This is a genomic window from Streptomyces panaciradicis (assembly GCF_023516615.1).
Classification (GTDB): domain Bacteria; phylum Actinomycetota; class Actinomycetes; order Streptomycetales; family Streptomycetaceae; genus Streptomyces; species Streptomyces panaciradicis.
Genome location: NZ_JAMGBF010000020.1, coordinates 146,273 through 164,944 on the forward strand (window position 1 = coordinate 146,273; position 18,672 = coordinate 164,944).

19 protein-coding genes and 7 tRNA genes are annotated in these 18,672 nt (G+C 70.9%); 10 read left to right on the forward strand and 16 right to left on the reverse strand.

Going from position 1 to position 18,672, the window contains the following annotated elements; all coding sequences use genetic code 11:
- Nucleotides 1-41: 41 nt before the first annotated feature.
- From M8J74_RS09415 to M8J74_RS09445, 7 genes are all read right to left on the reverse strand, one after another.
- Nucleotides 42-2,777, reverse strand: a complete 2,736-nt coding sequence (locus tag M8J74_RS09415) for an exo-rhamnogalacturonan lyase family protein (protein ID WP_249835940.1) — start codon at nucleotides 2,775-2,777, stop codon at nucleotides 42-44.
- Nucleotides 2,778-2,909: 132 nt separating this feature from the next.
- On the reverse strand, nucleotides 2,910-3,500 hold the full coding sequence (locus tag M8J74_RS09420; protein ID WP_249835941.1) for a hypothetical protein: 591 nt from the start codon (nucleotides 3,498-3,500) through the stop codon (nucleotides 2,910-2,912).
- A gap of 10 nt (nucleotides 3,501-3,510) precedes the next feature.
- A complete protein-coding gene (locus M8J74_RS09425; protein ID WP_249835942.1) occupies nucleotides 3,511-4,398 on the reverse strand; it encodes a carbohydrate ABC transporter permease in 888 nt (295 codons plus the stop codon).
- Nucleotides 4,395-5,351: a carbohydrate ABC transporter permease gene (locus tag M8J74_RS09430; RefSeq protein WP_249835943.1), complete on the reverse strand. Its 957-nt coding sequence runs from the start codon at nucleotides 5,349-5,351 to the stop codon at nucleotides 4,395-4,397. The genes M8J74_RS09425 and M8J74_RS09430 overlap by 4 nt, the downstream gene beginning before the upstream one ends.
- A gap of 32 nt (nucleotides 5,352-5,383) precedes the next feature.
- Nucleotides 5,384-6,673 carry an ABC transporter substrate-binding protein gene (locus M8J74_RS09435; protein ID WP_249835944.1) on the reverse strand — a complete coding sequence of 430 codons (1,290 nt, stop codon included), beginning with the start codon at nucleotides 6,671-6,673 and terminating at the stop codon, nucleotides 5,384-5,386.
- A 683-nt stretch (nucleotides 6,674-7,356) separates the two neighbouring features.
- Nucleotides 7,357-7,428 (reverse strand) — tRNA-Val (locus M8J74_RS09440).
- Nucleotides 7,429-7,485: 57 nt separating this feature from the next.
- Complete coding sequence (locus tag M8J74_RS09445) at nucleotides 7,486-7,965, reverse strand: TIGR02611 family protein (RefSeq protein ID WP_249835945.1); 480 nt, start codon at nucleotides 7,963-7,965, stop codon at nucleotides 7,486-7,488.
- A gap of 201 nt (nucleotides 7,966-8,166) precedes the next feature.
- On the opposite strand from M8J74_RS09445, the gene M8J74_RS09450 reads away from it, so the two are divergent.
- Together M8J74_RS09450 and M8J74_RS09455 are read left to right on the forward strand one after the other, a co-directional pair.
- Nucleotides 8,167-8,580, forward strand: a complete 414-nt coding sequence (locus M8J74_RS09450; protein ID WP_004002642.1) for an SsgA family sporulation/cell division regulator — start codon at nucleotides 8,167-8,169, stop codon at nucleotides 8,578-8,580.
- A 282-nt stretch (nucleotides 8,581-8,862) separates the two neighbouring features.
- Nucleotides 8,863-9,423 carry a CGNR zinc finger domain-containing protein gene (locus M8J74_RS09455; RefSeq protein ID WP_142150554.1) on the forward strand — a complete coding sequence of 187 codons (561 nt, stop codon included), beginning with the start codon at nucleotides 8,863-8,865 and terminating at the stop codon, nucleotides 9,421-9,423.
- A 71-nt stretch (nucleotides 9,424-9,494) separates the two neighbouring features.
- Here the strand turns inward: M8J74_RS09455 and M8J74_RS09460 are convergent, their stop codons facing one another.
- Nucleotides 9,495-9,647 (reverse strand): hypothetical protein, encoded by a 153-nt coding sequence (locus M8J74_RS09460; RefSeq protein ID WP_203237754.1) that lies wholly within the window; start codon nucleotides 9,645-9,647, stop codon nucleotides 9,495-9,497.
- Between the two features lie 154 nt (nucleotides 9,648-9,801).
- A complete protein-coding gene (locus M8J74_RS09465) occupies nucleotides 9,802-10,260 on the reverse strand; it encodes a hypothetical protein (RefSeq protein WP_249835946.1) in 459 nt (152 codons plus the stop codon).
- Between the two features lie 238 nt (nucleotides 10,261-10,498).
- On the opposite strand from M8J74_RS09465, the gene M8J74_RS09470 reads away from it, so the two are divergent.
- A complete protein-coding gene (locus M8J74_RS09470) occupies nucleotides 10,499-11,008 on the forward strand; it encodes a DsbA family protein (RefSeq protein WP_249835947.1) in 510 nt (169 codons plus the stop codon).
- 22 nt (nucleotides 11,009-11,030) lie between these two features.
- Here M8J74_RS09470 and M8J74_RS09475 read toward each other — a convergent pair whose 3' ends face one another.
- The 3 genes from M8J74_RS09475 to M8J74_RS09485 are packed head-to-tail and all read right to left on the reverse strand — an operon-like array spanning nucleotide 11,031 to nucleotide 13,782.
- Nucleotides 11,031-11,855, reverse strand: a complete 825-nt coding sequence (locus tag M8J74_RS09475) for a GNAT family N-acetyltransferase (RefSeq protein WP_249835948.1) — start codon at nucleotides 11,853-11,855, stop codon at nucleotides 11,031-11,033.
- A gap of 53 nt (nucleotides 11,856-11,908) precedes the next feature.
- On the reverse strand, nucleotides 11,909-12,730 hold the full coding sequence (locus M8J74_RS09480; RefSeq protein WP_249835949.1) for an aminotransferase class IV: 822 nt from the start codon (nucleotides 12,728-12,730) through the stop codon (nucleotides 11,909-11,911).
- Nucleotides 12,727-13,782: a chorismate-binding protein gene (locus tag M8J74_RS09485; protein WP_249835950.1), complete on the reverse strand. Its 1,056-nt coding sequence runs from the start codon at nucleotides 13,780-13,782 to the stop codon at nucleotides 12,727-12,729. Before M8J74_RS09485 ends, M8J74_RS09480 begins: the two co-directional genes overlap by 4 nt.
- Nucleotides 13,783-13,959: 177 nt before the next feature.
- Here M8J74_RS09485 and M8J74_RS09490 point away from each other — a divergent pair.
- The 6 genes from M8J74_RS09490 to M8J74_RS09515 all read left to right on the forward strand — a co-directional run bounded on the left by M8J74_RS09490 (nucleotide 13,960) and on the right by M8J74_RS09515 (nucleotide 14,523).
- Nucleotides 13,960-14,032: transfer RNA gene (locus tag M8J74_RS09490), tRNA-Gly, on the forward strand.
- Between the two features lie 39 nt (nucleotides 14,033-14,071).
- Nucleotides 14,072-14,145: transfer RNA gene (locus M8J74_RS09495), tRNA-Cys, on the forward strand.
- 1 nt (nucleotide 14,146) lies between these two features.
- Nucleotides 14,147-14,218: transfer RNA gene (locus M8J74_RS09500), tRNA-Val, on the forward strand.
- 32 nt (nucleotides 14,219-14,250) lie between these two features.
- Nucleotides 14,251-14,319: transfer RNA gene (locus tag M8J74_RS09505), tRNA-Val, on the forward strand.
- Nucleotides 14,320-14,348: 29 nt separating this feature from the next.
- Nucleotides 14,349-14,420, forward strand: a tRNA-Val gene (locus tag M8J74_RS09510).
- Nucleotides 14,421-14,451: 31 nt separating this feature from the next.
- Nucleotides 14,452-14,523 (forward strand) — tRNA-Val (locus tag M8J74_RS09515).
- Nucleotides 14,524-14,577: 54 nt separating this feature from the next.
- Here M8J74_RS09515 and M8J74_RS09520 read toward each other — a convergent pair.
- From M8J74_RS09520 to M8J74_RS09535, 4 genes are all read right to left on the reverse strand, one after another.
- On the reverse strand, nucleotides 14,578-14,877 hold the full coding sequence (locus M8J74_RS09520) for a TFIIB-type zinc ribbon-containing protein (RefSeq protein ID WP_079078205.1): 300 nt from the start codon (nucleotides 14,875-14,877) through the stop codon (nucleotides 14,578-14,580).
- Between the two features lie 80 nt (nucleotides 14,878-14,957).
- On the reverse strand, nucleotides 14,958-15,929 hold the full coding sequence (locus tag M8J74_RS09525) for a phosphotransferase family protein (protein WP_249835951.1): 972 nt from the start codon (nucleotides 15,927-15,929) through the stop codon (nucleotides 14,958-14,960).
- 324 nt (nucleotides 15,930-16,253) lie between these two features.
- On the reverse strand, nucleotides 16,254-16,451 hold the full coding sequence (locus M8J74_RS09530) for a hypothetical protein (protein WP_249835952.1): 198 nt from the start codon (nucleotides 16,449-16,451) through the stop codon (nucleotides 16,254-16,256).
- Nucleotides 16,452-16,648: 197 nt separating this feature from the next.
- Nucleotides 16,649-16,924 carry a DUF8836 family protein gene (locus tag M8J74_RS09535; protein WP_058926447.1) on the reverse strand — a complete coding sequence of 92 codons (276 nt, stop codon included), beginning with the start codon at nucleotides 16,922-16,924 and terminating at the stop codon, nucleotides 16,649-16,651.
- A 196-nt stretch (nucleotides 16,925-17,120) separates the two neighbouring features.
- Here M8J74_RS09535 and M8J74_RS09540 point away from each other — a divergent pair, with 196 nt between their 5' ends.
- The gene (locus M8J74_RS09540) at nucleotides 17,121-18,539 is read left to right on the forward strand and encodes a serine/threonine-protein kinase (RefSeq protein ID WP_249835958.1); all 1,419 of its coding nucleotides are present in this window, start codon (nucleotides 17,121-17,123) and stop codon (nucleotides 18,537-18,539) included.
- The last annotated feature ends 133 nt before the right edge of the window (nucleotides 18,540-18,672 follow it).

Consider the following 18,672-nt stretch of genomic DNA (forward strand, 5'->3'; position numbering starts at 1 on the left):
CAACGGTCCCGCAGTTCCCCACTGCCATCCCCGCGACGGCGCTACGGCATCTTGTCACCCAGCAACGCCAGGTTCTCGATCGCGGCCAGCCCGTACAACGCCGTGTCGTTGGAGGACACCCAACTCGCCTCACTTCCGGCCACCAACGCCATCGGCCCGTTCACGGCCTCCGTCTTCCACGGCGAGGACTCGGTGTACCCGTCGGAGCCGTAGAACTTCGTCCACGCCCGCTTCGCCAGCGCCGCGTCCCCCGTCTGCACGGCGGCGTACGCGTCCAGCCGCGAATGCCCCTGGAAGAGCAGCAGAGTTCCGAAGTCGGAGCCGTAACGGGCCTTCTGCTCGGCCTTGGTGGCGTTGAAGTACCGGCAGTAGTCGAAGTAGGCGTCGTTGAACTTCGGCATGTCGACCAGGTCGATCAGCTCGGCGCACAGTTCGTTGAGGCCGAAGACCGCGGACAGGTGGGACACCGACACCACCGGCGCCGAGGCGACCGCGAACTTCCCGGTGTCGAGGTCGTACAGCCCGCTGCCCTGGACGAATCCGTTGGGCTGGGCGGCGATGCCCTCCATCGTCGACAACACGCGCGCCTTGGCCTTCTCCCACTTGGGTCCCCGGCGCTCCCACTCGGTCAGCCAGGCCGACACCAGCCCGCTCCAGTCGGTGCCGAAGCCGATGGACAGGGCGTGCCGGTCGGGCGTGTAGGGGTCGGTGCGCACCTTGCGCAGCGGGTCGAGGACGAGGAAGGTCTCGTCGGAGTCGACGTTGGCGTGCATGAGGTCGCCGACGCGCTCGTCGGCGGTGAGGAAGTAGTAGAAGCGCCGGTAGGTGGTGTTGGCGATGCGCTGCTGCTTGGCGCTGTCGGCGTAGTGCTGGACGCCGTGCCGGGTGCCCAGGCCCGCCCACTTGCCGAGGTGGTAGACGTCGACCTCGCCGGTGTGCCGGGTCATGGCCTCGGCGAAGCGGAAGATGTCCGCCCGGCCGCTTCTCAGGTACGCGTACCAGAGCCATAGGTCGGGCGAGAGCTCGGAGTTGTCCCAGGCGTAGCCGCCGATGTCGTAGCGCCACACATGCCGCACGGTGTCGTACGTGTGCATGATGTCGCCGTAGTCCCAGAAGCCGTACCAACGGCGTTGCTCCACCTGGTCCTTGTAGTAGGTGAAGAGGAAGTCGAGGTGGTCCTCGATCTTCGCCTTGGCCGGGGTGGAGCGGTCGGGCTCGGAGTACAGGCCGGGGCCGAAGACCTTGGCCTTGATGAGCTGCTTCGGCGGGGCGGCGAGCTGCGGCAACGTCCGTACGGCCTCGACCTGCCGGGCGAGGGCGTCCGCGGAGGGCGTCGACTCGTTGGCCCAGAAGAGCAGTTCGGAGGTGCGGGCGATGCCGTAGGGGGTGCCGAACTCGGGCTCGTAGTCCTCGTAGGTGATGTTGAGGCCCTCGAGCTGTTCGGCGTAGGTGTCCTGGCCCATGCCGTCGTGGTAGAAGCGCAGGTCCATGGGCTGTGCCTCGGGCGACCAGAGCCAGAGGGTGACCTCGGCCTCGTCGGTGTGGGCGTCGCGGATGTCGAGCTGGGCGGGGTGCTTCTCCCAGAAGTCCCGGAGGCCGAAGGAGAGTCCGCCGCTCGCGCCGCCGACGTACCCGAAGCCGGAGGCCCGCCTGCCGCCGCCGGCGCCGATCCAGCCGTAGCCCTTCTTCGTGCGCTTGCGCAGGGTGAAGCCGTCGGCGGAGAGCTGGGCGAGGGTGTAGTCGCCCCACTCGGGGATGTACTGCAGCCTGGTGGTGACCCGCTGGTCCCAGGTGGAGGGATCGGGCAGCTTCTGCCCCGCGTACTGGGCGGCCTGCACGGCGGCGCCCGGGTCGCGGCGCAGGCCGGTGATGCCCTTGACGGCCTCGCGCAGCAGGCCCTTGCCCTCGCCGCCGATGCGGATGTGCCGGTCGTAGGCCGCGTCGCGCAGGGGGACGGAGAAGCGGACGCCCAGGCCGCGGATGAAGTCGCCGCTCGCCTTGCCGGGTTCCTGTGTCCCGTCGTAGGTGATGGTGTGGACCATGCGGAAGGAGTCGGCGCCGGCGTAGAAGTACAGGCGGATGGACAACGGCAGCCAACTCCGGTTGCCCTTGCGGTGTTTGCCGTCGATGCGGACGACCGCGCGGACCGGCCCGTCCTGCTCCACCGTGACCTCGCCGATGGCGCCGTCGAAGCGCTCGGCCTTGACGGTGCCCTGGTCCTCGTCCTCGATCTCGGGCTGGCGGATGAGCACGAGCCGGCCGTTCCTGGCGATCTCGGTCGAGCCGCGCCGGACCGACTTGACCAGGGTGGAGCCGTCCTTGCCGATCCTCACGGTGATGACGCCGGTGGAGACGTCGACCGTGCCGCCGCTCCGGTCGACGGTGACCTTCTTGTCGGGGGCGGCCGCGTCACCGGCGGCGAGGGTGAGCTTGCCGGAGCCCGAACTGACGGCGTGGGCGGTCCACTTGAGGGACCCGTCCGGCCAGTACGCGAGCGGCCACGTCTGCACGGGGACGGCCTTGCCGTCGGCGTCCGTGAGCGCGAAGGTCTGGTCGGCCTCGTACACGCCCTTGGGCCAGGGGACGCCGACCGTGGAGCCGGGTGCGGCGCCGAGGCCGCCGTCCTCCAGCCAGTCCAGGGTCACCGGATCGGCGTCGGCGGCCTCGGCTCTCGGCGCGGCCTGCGCGTCCTTGGCGCCCAGCGCCCAGCTGAACTGCGCGGCGGCTCCGGCGACGGCGGCCGCCTTGAGGAGGGACCTGCGGGGGATGGGAGACATGAGAGTTCAGCCTTTCCTTTCCGTGCGGGAAGCGTGCGTTCCTTGCAGCTGGTCAGGGGAGTAGCTGGTCAGGGGCATGACAGAGAGAGGTACGGCGCCGATGGCGCCGGCCTTGTGCGCGGGCACCGCCCGTCAGCGGTGCCGGTAGCGCTCCTCCACGGCGACGGCGGCCGCCGCGACGGCCCCCAGGACGGGGACCGCCAGCGGCGCGACGACCCAGGCGGACAGGGCGACCAGCGCCAGCCCGCCGATGAGCAGGAAGGAACCGGCGGGGTCGAGGACGGTACGGCGGCCGGCGGCGCGGAGCAGGACCCGCCAGCGCTCGCCCGGTGCCCAGATCGCCGCCGCCCGCAACCCGGCGACCGCGGCGCCGATCAGCGCGAACAGCCCGACGGCCCCGACCAGCGGCCCGCCGGGAAGCCCGGCGCGTACGGCCTGGACGTCCACCCAGACCACCGCCGCCGCGGCCCACCCGCCGAGCCCCACTCCCCAGCCGCCGCGCAGGGCCGCACGGAAGTCGTCCGCGAACTCCCGCCAGCCGCCGCCCTGGTGGGCGGTGCGCCGCCGCAGATGCCGTGCGCCGGCCGCGAACGCCGCAGGGTAGGTGACCACGCCGAGCGAGGCCACCGCGATCCACACCCCGGTGAGCAGGCACTCGGCGAACACGGCGAACCGCTCGGCGAGCACGGACTCCTTGCGTGCCTTCAGGCGCCCCTGGGCCATGGTGACCGCCTCAGCCCTTCAGTCCGGAGGTCGCCATGCCGTCGATCAGATAACGCTGGAAGGCGAGGAAGAACAGCAGGACGGGCAGGAGCGCCACCAGCGACATGGCGATGAGGCCGCCGTAGTTGGCGGCGACGCCGTCGGAGTCGCGGAACATCATCATGCCGAGGGAGACGGTGTACTTGCCGGGCTCGTTGAGGTAGATCAGCGGGCCCATGAAGTCGTTCCAGGCGTTGATGAAGGTGAAGATGGCGCTGGTGATGAGCGCCGGCCGGCACAGCGGCAGCACGATCGACCAGTAGATGCGCAGGTGCCCGCAGCCGTCGATGCGCGCCGCCTCGTCCAGCTCCCGTGGCAGGTTGCGCATGAACTGCACCATCAGGAAGACGAAGAACGCCTCGGTGGCCAGGTACTTGCCCAGCAGCAGCGGCACGTAGGTGTTGATCAGCTCCAGCTTCTGGAACATCACGTACTGCGGGATGAGCAGCACGTGGTACGGCAGCAGGAGCGTGCCGATCATCAGGGAGAACAGCAGGTTCCGGCCGGCGAACCGGATCTTGGCGAAGGCGTAGGCGGTGAGCGAGCAGGAGACGAGGATGCCGACGACGGCCCCGCCCGCGTAGAACAGGGAGTTCTGGAAGAAGGTCCAGATGGAGATGTCGGCTATGCCGTCGGCCAGGCCCTTGAAGTTGCCGAGAACCGGGTGGGAGGGAAACAGCTGGAGGCTGTTGATGATGTCCTTGCTCGGCTTGAACGACGCGCCGATGACCCACAGCACGGGGTACAGGATGACCGCGAGGATCAGCAGAGCGCCGATGTGCCAGGCCAGGGAGCCGGTCCGGCGGCGGCCGAGGGCCACGGGTTTGGTGGCGGCGGGCTCGGTCGTGGTCGCGCTCATCGGGCGTCCTCCTCGTAGTGCACCCACTTCTTCTGCGACCAGAACAGGACGGCGGTCACCAGGGCGACGGCGATCAGCAGCATCCACGCCATCGCGGAGGCGAAGCCCATCTGGGCGTTCTTGAAGCCCTGCTGGTAGAGGTAGCAGGTGTAGACGAGCGTGGCGTCGGCCGGACCGCAGTAGGTGTTGGAGACGACGTAGGCCGAGCCGAAGATCTGGAAGGAGTGGATGGTCTCCAGCAGCACGTTGAAGAACAGCACCGGGGAAATCATCGGGAGCGTGATGCTCCAGAACTTGCGCAGGGCCCCCGCTCCGTCCAGCTCGGCGGCCTCGTAGAGCTCCCTCGGCACCTGCTTGAGGCCGGCGAGGAAGATGACCATGGGCGCGCCGAACTGCCACACGGTCAGCGCGACCAGGCAGTACAGGATCCAGTCGGGGTTGCCGACCCAACCGCCGGCGTGGATGCCGACGGCGGACAGGGCGCGGTCCACGATCGCGTTGTCGGAGAAGATCGACCGCCAGACGAAGGCCACGGAGACGCTCGCGCCGATGAGCGAGGGGGCGTAGAAGGCGGCCCGGTAGAAGGCCTGGCCGCGGCGGCTCTGCGCGAGCAGCAGGGCGACACCGAGCGCGAGCAGCAGCTTCAGCGGAGTGCCGATGACGACGTACTTGGCGGTCACCTCGACCGACTTCTGCCATCGCGGGTCGTCGAACATCTTGGTGAAGTTGTCGAGACCCACCCACTTCGGGGTGTTGAAGAGGTTGTAGTCGGTGAACGCGAAGTAGAGCGAGGCGACCATGGGGCCCGCGGTCAGGAGCAGGAAGCCCGCGATCCACGGGGACATGAAGAGGTAGCCGGCCAGGTTCTCCCGGCGCCCCCGCCGCTTCTCGGCGGCGGGGGCGGTGGAGCGGACCTTGCGGGCGGTGGGCGGTGAGTCCTTGACGAGCGTCACGGTGCTTCCCCATCGGTTCCGGTGCGGTGCGGTCAGGCCTGGAAGGCGGCCTGCGACTCGTCGAAGAACTGCTTCACCGCCGCGGAGACCGACGACTTGCCGAGGGCGAGGTCGCCGCCGATGCGGAGGAAGGCCGCCTCGATGGTGTCGGCGCCGGAGGGGTGCGGGGTGATCGTGCCGAGTACGCCCGCCTTGGCGGTGTCGGCCTCGTACTGCGCGATCTCCTTGTTGACGGGGTCCGTCGGCTTGAACGCGTCGTACTGCTCGGTGGAGGCGAGGATGCCCCGGTCGTAGCCCATGATCTTGCCGACCTCGGGGTCGTGGACCATGAAGTCGATGAACTGGGCGACCTCCTTGGGGTGCTGCGTGCGCGCGGACGCGCTCAGCATCAGGGAGGCGAGGTACTGCCCGGTGTGCTTGCCGTCCGTCGTCGGGATCGGGGCCAGGCCGTACTCGCTGTCGCCCTCGGCCGTGTAGCGGACGGTGAAGTTGTCCCAGGTGAACTCCGAGGCGCCGTGCCCGGCGGAGAGGGACGACTTCGGCCGGTCCTGGGCGACGATCTTCGGGCTGGTGATGATGCCGGCCTTCGTCCGGTTGTAGCCGTCCTGCCACCACTCCGTCAGGTCGGCCTTGTCGAAGCCGAGTCCGTCCTTGGTGTAGAAGGCCTTGCCGTTCTGGCGCAGGTACAGGTCGTACAGGTACATGATGCTGAAGTAGCCGGTGTCGCCGGGGACCTTGGTCTTGTCGTAGACGGTCTTCAGGGCCTTGAAGTAGTCGTCCCAGGTCCAGCCCGCCGCCGGCTCGACGCCCGCCTTCCGGAAGACCTTCTTGTCGATGACCAGCGCCATGGTGTTGGAGCCGACGGGGACGCCGAGCTGCTTGCCGTCGACCTCGCCCACCTTGGTGACGCCCGCGCGGAAGTTGTCGAGGCTGAGATTGCCCGCGTCGATCTGCGACTTCAGGTCGAGCAGAACACTTCTCTTGTCGTACTTCCGAAGGAATGTGACGGCGTTTTGGAAAACGTCCGGGGGATTTCCGCCGGAAGCCTGCGTCTGGAACTTCTCCCAGAATGAGACGTAGTCCTGGAAGTCCGTCTTCACCTTGATCTTCGGATACTTCTTCTCGAAGAGCTTGATGGTCTGGTTGATCTTCTTGGCCCGCTCGTCGGCACCCCACCACGAGTAACGGATCGTCACCGTCCCGTCGGCCGACGTGCCGCTGTCTCCTCCGCACCCGGTCGTCGCGGCCAGCCCCAGCGTCGCCGCCGTGGCCCCCGCGGCCTTGAGGATCGTACGCCTCTCAACATTCCTGCTGGTTCCCACAGTCGGGCCTCCCCGGCATCGTCGCCGCATGCATGAATCGTTTCAAGTAAGCGCTTGCTGGCACAAGTTACGGAGGGGCTCGGGGTGCGTCAATGATTCGGACAGGAATTTCTCGGGCGACTCGTGGGAGGCCGGGTGACAGAGGGAGGCCGGCCGACGCGGGCGGCGGGGCGATTCCGCAGGTGAGGGGCGTGCGGCCGGGTGGCCGAACGGTCGGCGGGCCAGGGAGGGAGAAAGCGGCCCGGCCGAAAAAGGCCCGCGCGAACGCGGGTTGACGGGGCGTCCGGCGACGGGTGACGAGGCGTGGTCGAACGGGTGGGGGTGGAGGTGGGGCGGGGCACGGAGGGGGCGCGCATCGCGGGGTGCCGAGGGGGCACGCAGCGCGGTGGCGCCGAGGGGGCGCGGATCGCGGTGGTGCCGAGAGCGCGGGCATCGTGGCGGCGCCGAGGGGGCGCGCATCGCGGAGGGCGGCCGCGCGCCGCGACGGCGGATTGCCGGGGGACCGACCCCGCCACCCCCGCCGACCGCCCCTCGCGAGACCGCAACCCCAGCGACCTACAAACGACCTACAGCCGCCGGAACACCCCACTCCTGCGGGTCACCACACCCGCGCCGCACCCCGCCGCCCGCACAACACAACGGCGGCCCACCTGCACTGAAGCAGATGGGCCGCCGGTTCCGGGTGGGCGATACTGGGTTCGAACCAGTGACCTCTTCGGTGTGAACGAAGCGCTCTCCCACTGAGCTAATCGCCCGGGCACAGGAAGAACATTACCCCATGTCAGGCGGTGCCCCGCACCCTCGCGTGAAGATCACTGGTCCTCGATCTTCCAGGGCATCACGACGCCGAACTTCCACAGGTAGATGCCGACCAGGACGCCGACGATCACGAGCCCGATGACGGTCAGCGTGATGTTGCGCCGCCGCACCCTGGGGTCGAGGGCCCGCTGGGCCGCCTCCGTGACCTTGCGCTTGGTCCAGCGGAGCACCAGCTGGGCCCAGACGAACTCGGTCGCCCAGATGGCCATGCCGCCGAAGATCACGACCCAGCCCGGACCGGGCAGCGGCAGCATGACGATGCCGGCGGCGACGACCGCGAGCCCGACGACGAAGACGCCGACCTGCCAGCTCAGATGCAGCGCGCGGCGGCGCTTGATGAACGTCGGCGCCCTGGAGCCGAGCCCCTGCGCGTCCCGCACCTCGCTCGCCTCGATCCCGGCCGCTTCGGACTCCCCCGGCGCCATGGCGATTTCCCCGCCGGCCCGGCCCGTCCGGTTACTCCCCGTATCCATACGGCCAAACTTTACCTTACTTTACTGACCGGAAACCAGTCACCGGAATGGCCGTACCGTACGAAGGAGCTCTCGGCCGGAAGAGTTACGTAAACGCACGCAAAACACTCAGAGGGGTTTACAACGGCACCGTAGGTGGCATGTCGATTTCGCCGACGTGCGAATCCCCGAGCGCACACTGAGCGAAAGGCCCTGGCGCTTATGAACACCACGGTCAGCTGCGAGCTGCACCTGCGCCTCGTTGTGTCGAGCGAGTCCTCCCTGCCTGTCCCCGCAGGACTGCGGTACGACACGGCCGACCCCTACGCCGTGCACGCCACCTTCCACACCGGAGCCGAGGAGACCGTCGAGTGGGTGTTCGCCCGCGACCTCCTCGCGGAAGGCCTGCACCGCCCGACCGGCACAGGCGACGTCCGTGTCTGGCCGTCACGCAGTCACGGTCAGGGCGTCGTGTGCATCGCCCTGAGCTCCCCGGAGGGCGAAGCCCTGCTGGAAGCTCCGGCGCGGGCTCTGGAGTCCTTCCTGAAGCGGACGGATGCCGCCGTGCCTCCCGGCACGGAACACCGGCACTTCGATCTCGATCAGGAGCTCTCGCACATCCTGGCGGAGAGCTAGGCCGAGAGCGCACCAAGCCGCCCGTCGCCGTCGACTCGGGGAGACGGCTCGGGCCGGAACAATCGCATAGGGCTCACGCCGACGCCGTCCCGTGTTCGTCACGGGACGGCGTCGGCGTGTCCGCTTCCACGCCTCCCGCGCCTCAGAGGGCTGCGTCCGCCCCTTCCCGCCCGCCTGACGGCCGCGCGTGACCATCGGCACCGGTCCGCATGCCGTGGGACGCATTACCATCGGCCAGCATCGGCGGGCTTGTGCCCGACCCCCCAGGCCAGGGAGCGAAACGTGCTGATCACCCACGACACCCGGTGCGCCCTCGACACCGTGGTCGATCTGGTGAACACCGCGCCGGAGGACGACACGACGCCGGACGCGCTGCCGGACGTCCCGGCTCTCGAGGAGTTCGTACGAAACCACGAGATCAGCGACGTCGGAGTGCTGTCGGAGTTCGACCTCTCGGCGGTGCGCAAGATCCGCGGCCGGTTCGCCTCGGTGTTCGCCTCGCCCGACGCCCGGAGCGCGGCCGGACTGATCAACGAACTGGTCGCCGCCGCGGGCACCACTCCCCGGCTCACGGACCACGACGGCTACGACTGGCATGTGCACTACTTCGCCCCCGGTGCCTCCGTCGCCGACCATCTGGCGGCCGACTGCGGGATGGCTCTCGCCTTCTTCGTGGTGGCCGGGGAGCAGGAACGGCTGCGCCGCTGCGAGGCGCCCGACTGCCGGCGCGCCTTCGTCGACCTCTCCCGCAACCGGTCACGGCGGTACTGCGACAGCCGCACCTGCGGCAACCGCCTGCACGTGGCCGCGTACCGGGCGCGCCGCAAGGAGGCGGCGGGCTGAGGCCGGCCGGCGCCCGTCCGACGATGTCGACGTGGTCCCCGACGGGTGACGCCGGGGACCACGGGTACGGCTCAGAGCAGCAGCAGATCGTGCAGCGCAGCCATGAGCAGCAGACACCCGATCACCGCAAGGAAGATCATCAGCGGTGGCTGGGAAAGGGCGAAGAGGCACCCGCGCGGCTCGTCCTTCGGCGGCGCGGCATCCCTTGGTGTCGTGTCCAGCATCTCGCGGCGATGATGGCGCAAACAGCACCCTCGGCGCGATCAAGGCACCCGAAATGACCGGGAGTTCACCGAATCCCGTGACGTCCCGTTTCGGGCGTGATCACTTCCGGACGACACCTTGGTCCACTGTGACGTTTCAGGCGTCGTCCGCAGGTCATATGCCGTGCTTCTTCAAGATGGCCTCGATGTCGCTGAAGTCGTCCGCGGAGTCGCCGCGCGGCGCGGTCGCCGGCCGGGTCGAGGCGCGCGTGCCCGGACCGAGGGAGGGAGCGGAGGCGGTGGGAGCCGCGGGGGCCGCGGGGGCCGCCGCGCGCCGTTCGGCCGCCCTGGCCTCCCTGCGCTCCTTGCGGGTGCCGCCCCGGCGGCGCTCCACCGCGCGGGTCGTCGCGAACAGCAGCCAGGAGAGGCCGAGCACGGCGAAGCCGGCCCAGGCCGTGACGCTGAAGGCGGTGTCCGCCAGCCACTGGACGACGCCGGTCATCACCAGGCCGAGGGGCACCAGCGAGTAGGCGGCGATGCGGGCGGCCGAGAGGAAACGCTTGCGGTATGCGGTGACCGCCGCGATGCCCAGGCCGGCCGCGGCCACGGCGGAACAGACTGTCTCGGCGATCATCCGGTCCTCCAGGGCGCGGTTCGATCGGGCAGGGGCGGTTCGTCCCTTCCCTTCCATCCTGCACCGACCGGCCCCCGCCGGGCCATGCCTCCGGCGGACATCAGGGAGATCTCCGGGTCGGCTCCTCCGCAGGTGCCGTCACCGGGCGCCTCCCCGGGAGGGGTTCGGGGCAGGGCCCGCAGGTCACCGGCGTACCGGCCGATTGGGACCGGCGGGGCCGGACTGGAAGACTGTCCCCATGAGCGACTCCTCCCCCGCCCCCGTCCTCGACGTCTGGTGCGAACTCCAGTGCCCGGACTGCCGCACCGCCCTGGACGACCTGCGTGCCCTGCGCGCCCGCTACGGCGACCGGCTGGAGCTGCGCCTGCGCCACTTCCCGCTGGAGAAGCACAAGCACGCCTTCGCCGCCGCGCAGGCCGCCGAGGAGGCGCTGGAGCAGGGCAAGGGCTGGGAGTACGTGGAGGCCGTGCTGGGCCGGGTGGAGGAGCTGGACCGCGCGGGCGAGTCCTTCCTCGTCGAGGTCGCCCGCGAACTCGGCCTGGACGCCGAGGAGTTCGACACCGCGCTGATCGACGGCCGGCACATCCTGATCGTCGACGCCGACCAGGCGGAGGGCAAGGCGATCGGCGTCACCGGCACGCCGACGTACGTCATCGACGGCGAGCGCCTGGACGCCGGCAAGGGCCAGGAGGGCCTGCGCGAACGGATCGAGGAGATCGCGGACCGGCTGCTCGCCCAGAACCCGTGAGCGTGCCGGCCGTCACCGGCGTCTAGAGCAGTTCCTTGTACAGGTGGTAGGTGATCGTCTCGTAGCCGAGCGACTCGTACAGGCGCTCGGCGGGGGTGTTGCCTGCGAAGACGTTCAGCTGGATCGCGGGGCGGCCGGCGGCCACGCTCTGGGCCTCCGCCAGGAGCATCAGCGCGCGGCCGTGGCCCCGGCCCCGGTGGTTCGGGTCGGACTCCACCTTGAAGACGAAGCCCTTGCCGTCGCGGGTGCCCATCCAGAGGATGCCGACCTTCTCCCCCTCGTGCTCCAGGACGCTCAGATCCATTCCCGGGGTGTCCGGTCCGTCCGGCAGCGCGAGGGCGTGGTCCCGCTCGGCCTTGGCCCGCGCCTCCGCCTCGGGCACCCCGCGCTCGATCCAGCTCTGCGCGTAGCTCTCCTTGTCCTGCTCCTCCCAGGGCCCGAACTCCTCCTGGGTCATGGGCCGGCCGCGGCTCCCGGCGGGCAGCTCGGGTGCGATCGCGCCGAGCGGCTTCTCCATGTGACGGTTGCGGACGACGTACCCGAGGGTCTTCGCCAGCCGGAGCGCCGCCTCGGCGCCTGCCGGAACCGACGCCTCGATCCTCTTGCAGCCCCAGCCGCGCAGCACCTCCTCGGCGGCGAGTGCGGCCACCGTGCCCCGGCCGCGCCGGCGGTCGGGTTCCTCGATGGTCAGGTCCAGGATCTGGGCCACCGACTCGCCGAAGGCGGGACTCGTGGCGAGGTGCACCGTGCCCACGGGGCGGCCGTTCACGCACACCTGGTAGTGGCGCGACAGCACCCCGTCGTCGGCACGCTGGAGCGGCTCGGTCGGCCGCAGGGTCGTCGTCATCAGGGGAGTTCTACCCGCCGGGAGGCCATGCGTCAGCCCATTTTCCGTGTCTGTCACGGATCTTGGTCGGCGCCCGCCTGCTCGTCGAAGACGCGCATGGCCTTGGCGGTCACCGGGCCCGGCGCGCCGGGCAGTTCGCGGTCGTCGACGCGGTGGACGGCCTGGATGTCGCGCAGGGTGGAGGTGAGGAAGACCTCGTCGGCCCGCTCCAGCACGTCCAGGGGCAGCTCGGTCTCCACGGCGCCGGTCCACTCGATCGCCAGCGCGCGCGTGATGCCCGCGAGGCAGCCGGAGGCGAGCGGCGGGGTGTGGATCTCTCCGTCGAGGACGACGAAGACGTTCGAGCCGGTGCCCTCGCAGAGCCGCCCGACCGTGTTGGCGAACAGGGCCTCGGAGGCGCCGTGTTCGTGGGCGCGGGCGAGCGCGACCACGTTCTCGGCGTACGAGGTCGTCTTCAGGCCGGTCAGCGCGCTGCGTTCGTTGCGCGTCCAGGGCACGGTGATCACGGCCGTGGAGTCGGGGCGGCGGGCGGTCTCGCCCAGCGCGACCACGAGGGTGGGGCCGTGCTCTCCCCGGTCGGAGCCGAGGGGGCCGTGGCCGCCGGTGTAGGTGATGCGCAGCCGGCCGAGCGGCATCGGGTTGGCCTCGAGGACGGCGGCGCAGGCGCGCCGCACCTCGTCGTGGTCAGGATCGGGCAGACCCAGACCGCGCGCCGAGCGGGTCAGCCGGTCGAGATGGCGGGTCAGCGCGAACGGCTTGCCGTCGACCGCCTTCACCGTCTCGAAGATGCCGTCGCCCACGGTCAGGCCGTGGTCGAAGACGGAGACGCGGGCGGACTCGAGGTCCCGCAGCGCGCCGTCGAGCCAGATCTTCACGTCGTGATTCCCTCTCCACTCACCTCGTACGTCCCCGACGCTACCGCGAGCAGTCGAGACGCCTTGAGCTCGGTCTCCCGCCACTCCGCCTCCGGGTCGGAGCCCCAGGTGATGCCGGCGCCGGTGCCGAAGCGCAGCAGGGGCTGGTCCCCCGCGGTCCGGTCGATCCAGAAGGTGCGGATGCCGACCGCCAGCTCACCGGTCCCGCGGTCGGCGTCCACCCAGCCGATGCCCCCGCAGTACGGCCCCCGGGGCACGGGCTCCAGGGCGTCGAGGATCCGCAGGGCACTGGACTTGGGCGCGCCGGTGACGGAGCCGGGCGGGAAGGCGGCGTCCAGCAGCTCGGGCCAGCCGGCGCCGTCGCGCAGCTCGCCGCGGACCGTGGAGACGAGATGGACCAGACCGGGGTGCTTCTCCACGGCGCACAGGTCGGGGACGGTGACGCTGCCGGTGGCGCACACCCGGCCTATGTCGTTGCGGACCAGGTCGACGATCATGACGTTCTCGGCGTAGTCCTTCTCCAGAAGGTCCGCCTCCGTGCGCCCGGTGCCCTTGATCGGCCCCGACTCCACGACCCGGCCGCGGCGGCGGAGGAAGAGCTCCGGCGAGGCGGTGGCCGTCTCGACGCCGTGCTCCGGCAGCCGGATCGTTCCTGCGTACGGCGCCGGGTTGCCGCGGGCCAGCAGCGCCGTGAGGTCGTCCACATCGGCGCCGGGGGCCACGGGGGCGGCGAGCACCCGGCACAGGTTCGCCTGGTACACCTCGCCCGCCGCGATGTGCTCACGTATCCGGCGCACCCCGGCCGTGTACGCGGCGCGGTCGAGGGACGACGACCAGTCGCCCACGGCCGGCCCCTGCCAGCGGCCCGGCACCGGCGCGGGCACCGGCTCCTCGCGTACGTCGTCGAAGCGGGCGCAGGTCAGGCGGCCCTCGAAGTCCGCGACGACGGCCCAGAAACCGGTGGAGTCCAGGGCGGCGGGGTCGGCGGTGACGTCGCGGAGACCGGTGGCGACGCGGGTGCCGAAGCGGGCGAGGGGAGGGAGGTCGTGCACGCGTCGAGTCTAGGGCGGGTGTCCGAAAGGTGACCTCGGCGTGTCCCGCCGGAGGCCCTGGCCACGCCCCTGAGCAGGCGCAGCGCAGCACGCTGCGCAAACGCGTTTTTGTACTGGCCGCGGTATCCGCTAGAGTTCAACACGTCGCCGGGCCGCGAGAGCGGAACGAAACGACAAGCGGACGTAGCTCAGTTGGTAGAGCGCAACCTTGCCAAGGTTGAGGTCGCGAGTTCGAGCCTCGTCGTCCGCTCGAAGGAACAAGGGGATCTTCCCGAACCCCTGCACTCCTGGTGGAGTGGCCGAGAGGCGAGGCAACGGCCTGCAAAGCCGTCTACACGGGTTCAAATCCCGTCTCCACCTCCAAGGACGATTAGCTCAGCGGGAGAGCGCTTCCCTGACACGGAAGAGGTCACTGGTTCAATCCCAGTATCGTCCACTGGATCTTCGGCATCGAAGGTCTGACCCGCGCGATTAGCTCAGCGGGAGAGCGCTTCCCTGACACGGAAGAGGTCACTGGTTCAATCCCAGTATCGTCCACTGGATCTTCGGCATCGAAGGTCTGACCCGCGCGATTAGCTCAGCGGGAGAGCGCTTCCCTGACACGGAAGAGGTCACTGGTTCAATCCCAGTATCGCGCACGCAGTACACACGATCCCGATCGTGGTTCCCGCGCGATTAGCTCAGCGGGAGAGCGCTTCCCTGACACGGAAGAGGTCACTGGTTCAATCCCAGTATCGCGCACACACCGAAGCCCCCGGCCGTCCGAGACGGCCGGGGGCTTCTTCGTGGTTCCGGTCAGCTGGAGAACAGCATGTGGCCGAAGCTCTTGTGGCGGTGGTGACCGCCGTGGCCGCCGTAGTGACCACCGCCGTGGCCGCCGTGCGGGGCGCCCCAGGCCGGCGCGGGCGGGGCCGGGTAGGCCTGCGGCGCGGGCGGAGGCGGCGGGGCGGGCTGGGACCACTGGGACTCCAGCCGGGTCAGCGACTCCAGCTCGCCGTAGTCGAGAAAGATGCCGCGGCAACCGCTGCACTGCTCGATCTGGACGCCGTTGCGGTTGTACGTGTGCATCGGCGCATGGCACTTCGGACACTGCATGGTCGGCTCAACTCCTCGCCGGTCGGTCCTGCTTCGTGTTTCGCCAGGACAGACACTGTCCGGCTGCGGTCGGTTGCACACTACTTCGCCGAAGTCGGGGTCAACTGCGGCGGGAGCGAACCCATTCGGGCACAGGCGTCGATCACGGACATCTCGATCTCGTCGAGGGGGCGGTTGCCGGTGATCGCCTTGGTGACGGCCCGCGCGGCGGTCTGCACGGTCAGGGCGCGGGCCGGGACGTCCAGTGCGGGCCACGGGTCGCCGTCGGCCGGGACCGCCGGACCGCCTCGGGCGCGGTAGGCGGTGAGGAAGCGGGTCCATTCGTCGGGCGGGAGCAGCCCGCAGGCGTACCAGGCCGCCGGGCGGGCGAGGTCCCAGGCGGGGACGCCGGTGCCGAGGTCGTCGACGTCGATGAGGAGCCACGGGCCGTCGGGGGCGGGATGGCGGACGAGCTGGCCGAGGTGGAGGTCGCCGTGGCAGAGGGTGGTGGTGTCCGGCATCGGGGCCTCGGCGCGGGCCCAGGCGGGCAGGGTGGCCCACGCCCGCAGGACGGGCGCCACGGCGGGATGGGGTACGGCGGCCGAGCCGGCGGACGCGGCGGCGAGACGGGCGACGGCGTCGGCCGCCTTCGCCGGGCCGCGCATGGGCGGCAGGGGGGCGGCCGCGGGCGGGACCGGGGTGCGGTGGAGCCGCGCGAGGAGCGCGGCGGCGGCCTCCCAGGGGGCGGCGTCGGGCATGTCCGGGTCCACGGGGGTGCCGTAGGGCCAGAAGGTCACGACGCGGCCGTGCAGCTCGACGGGCGTGGCGGTCAGTGGGGGCAGCAGGATGCCGGGGAGGTGGGCGGCGACCGCGAGACGGGGAGCGAGGTCGCGCAAGCCTGTGTGGGGGGCGTGGGCCTTGGCGACCGTGTCCGCGTGCCGGACGACGGTGGCGTCCGGCCGGTCGGCGAGGGTGACGGACTCGCCGCAGGGGCAGCTCGGGGTACGGGTGTGGGCCGTGGCCTCGGCCCGGACGGTGAGCTCGGCGAGCAAGGGGGTGGCGGTAGCGGTCACGGGGCTCCCTGGGGCGGTGCGGCTGCCTGCCGCAGGGTACGGCCTTGGGTGCGGCGGTCCTACGGGCCGGGTCACGCAGATCGTGCCGGCCGGATCCCACGGTCGTACCGGCCGGATCGGCGTCGCGTGGTGGCGCCCGGATCGCGTCGCGTGGTGGTGGCCGTGGCCGCCTCGCATGGTGGTGGCCGTGCCCGGGCACGGCAATGCCGGCGCAGCTCCCCAGCTGCGCCGGCATTTTGTGCCGTCCGCCGCACCCCCGTCCCCACGGGGTTTCATGGGTGGATGTCCCCGCCCGGACCGCTCTTCCGGGCCTGGGGTCGCCGCTCAGCGCCCCAGCATCACTCCCACGGACGACGCCTGTGTGGCCACGGTCTCCCAGCCGTCGAAGACGAAGAAGAGCAGGGCCGCCAGGGGAAGGACCATGAGCGTCGCCACCAGGGGGTGGCGGCGGCCCGTGCGGCGGGGGCGGAGCGTACTGCGCTCCAGCGTGCGGAACTGTGTCCGCGGTGCCGTCAAGGCCATGGTCCCTCTCCTGACCGATCTTGTTGTCATTGGCAGCGGCGGGTGTCTGACCTCGGGGGACGAGTGCTGCACCCGCCGCTTGACCTCAAATCTAGGCGTCCGGCGTGCTCGGGTCGTCATGCCCTCGTACCGATTGGCGGGCCTCCCGGAGGATGAGCCGCCGGGCGAGGAGTACTCCCCTGGGTGGAGACGAGGACCTAGGTCTCAGGGTCTTCCCCGAGGGGCTGCCCGATGTGTGCGCGCTTTTCCGAGCTGTCCTCCCTCGGGACCGGCTGCTCGACCAGGGCCAGGACCCGGTTCGCCATGAAACGGGCGGTGCGGACCACCGATCCGTTTCGGGTGACTTCGCTCACTTCCACCACACCTCGGCGTACCGCCGTCTCCACCCTGCGGCCCGCCCGGCTCGCCACCACCTCGTAGGTGCGGGTCGTGTCCCCCGCGTCCACCACTATCTCCACACGGTCACCCTTCACGGGTTCAATCCCCCTTCTGTGATGGGTGGTTGGCAGCACGGCCAGCGGCAAGTCCGCCTGCCGCCGTGCTCCCTGACCACCCCTCAAGTCTCCCACCCGGCACTGACAATCGATCTGGGCGAGAGGGCGCGGCCTCTGCGCGCGGGCGGCCGCGGAAACGTAAGCTGTGCCACGTCACACGGACCGGGCAGCGGGGATGAACATGGCGATGATGCGCCTGAGGCGCGAGGACCCGCGCGTCGTCGGCTCGTTCAGGCTTCACAGACGGCTCGGCGCGGGCGGGATGGGCGTGGTGTACCTGGGCTCCGACAAGAAGGGGCAGCGGGTGGCACTGAAGGTCATCCGGCCCGATCTGGCGGAGGACCAGGAGTTCCGGTCGCGGTTCGCGCGTGAGGTCTCGGCGGCGCGGCGGATCAGGGGCGGGTGCACGGCCCGGCTGGTCGCCGCCGACCTGGACGCGGACCGGCCCTGGTTCGCCACGCAGTACGTGCCCGGACCCTCGCTGCACGACAAGGTCGCCGACGAGGGGGCGCTGGCCGCGGCCGACGTCGCGGCCGTGGGGGCCGCCCTGTCGGAGGGGCTGGTCGCGGTGCACGAGGCCGGTGTGGTGCACCGGGATCTCAAGCCGTCCAACATCCTGCTGTCCCCCAAGGGGCCGCGGATCATCGATTTCGGCATCGCCTGGGCGACGGGTGCCTCGACGCTCACCCACGTCGGCACGGCCGTCGGCTCCCCCGGGTTCCTCGCCCCGGAGCAGGTGCGGGGTGCCGCCGTGACGCCGGCGACGGACGTGTTCGCGCTGGGGGCGACCCTGGCGTACGCGTCGATGGCCGACTCGCCCTTCGGACACGGCAGTTCGGAGGTCATGCTGTACCGGGTGGTGCACGAGGAGCCGCAGCTGCACGGCGTCCCGGACGCGCTGGCTCCGCTGGTGCGGGCGTGCCTGGCGAAGGACCCCGAGGAGCGGCCCAGCACGCTCCAGCTGTCGCTGCGCCTGAAGGAGATCGCCGCCCGTGAGGCGCAGGGTCTCTCCGAGGTGCGCCCGCCGGCGCCGCGGACGGGCGAGGCGGACCGGCCCACCGGCCGGCTCTCCGACACCTACCCGGAGACGCTGCGCGAGCCGCAGCGCAGGCGTCCGCAGGGGACTCCCCCGCCGCGCGGCACGTCCCCCTCGTCACGCGGGGCCGCCCCGTCGCAGGGCGGGGTCTCGTCCCGGGGCGGTGGTGCGGCGACCGGCGGCCAGTCGCGCGGCGGCTCGTCCTCACGCGGCGGCGGTCCCTCCTCGCGGGCAGGTGGGGCAGGGTCCTCGCGTTCGGGGTCCCGGCCCGCGCCCGCCTCGCGTGGCGGCAGCCGTTCCGGCAGCGGAAGCCGGCCCGCGCCGCGCAGCGGGGCCGGACGTCCGGGGCCCCGGACCACCGGGACGGGACGGCGGCCGGCCAATCCGCGGCTGCTGCGGCAGCGGCTGTTCGTGTTCGTGGTCGTGACGCTGCTGGTCGCGCTCGGCATCGCCGCGGCCCAGGGCTGCCAGGGGCCGTCGCGCGGCCTCGGCGACGACGGCCCCGTCGTACGACAGCACCAGCAGCAGGGGGAGCCGGGGCCGAACCGGTCGAGCTAGGGCCTGTCGCTCGGATCAGGTCGGCTGCAGAGGACGGTCCGTCACGGCCGACCCGCGCGTGCCAGACCCCGCGACGTCGAGCTGATCCGAACGACAGGCCCTAGGGCTCCAGGTTCGGCAGGACGTGGGTGAA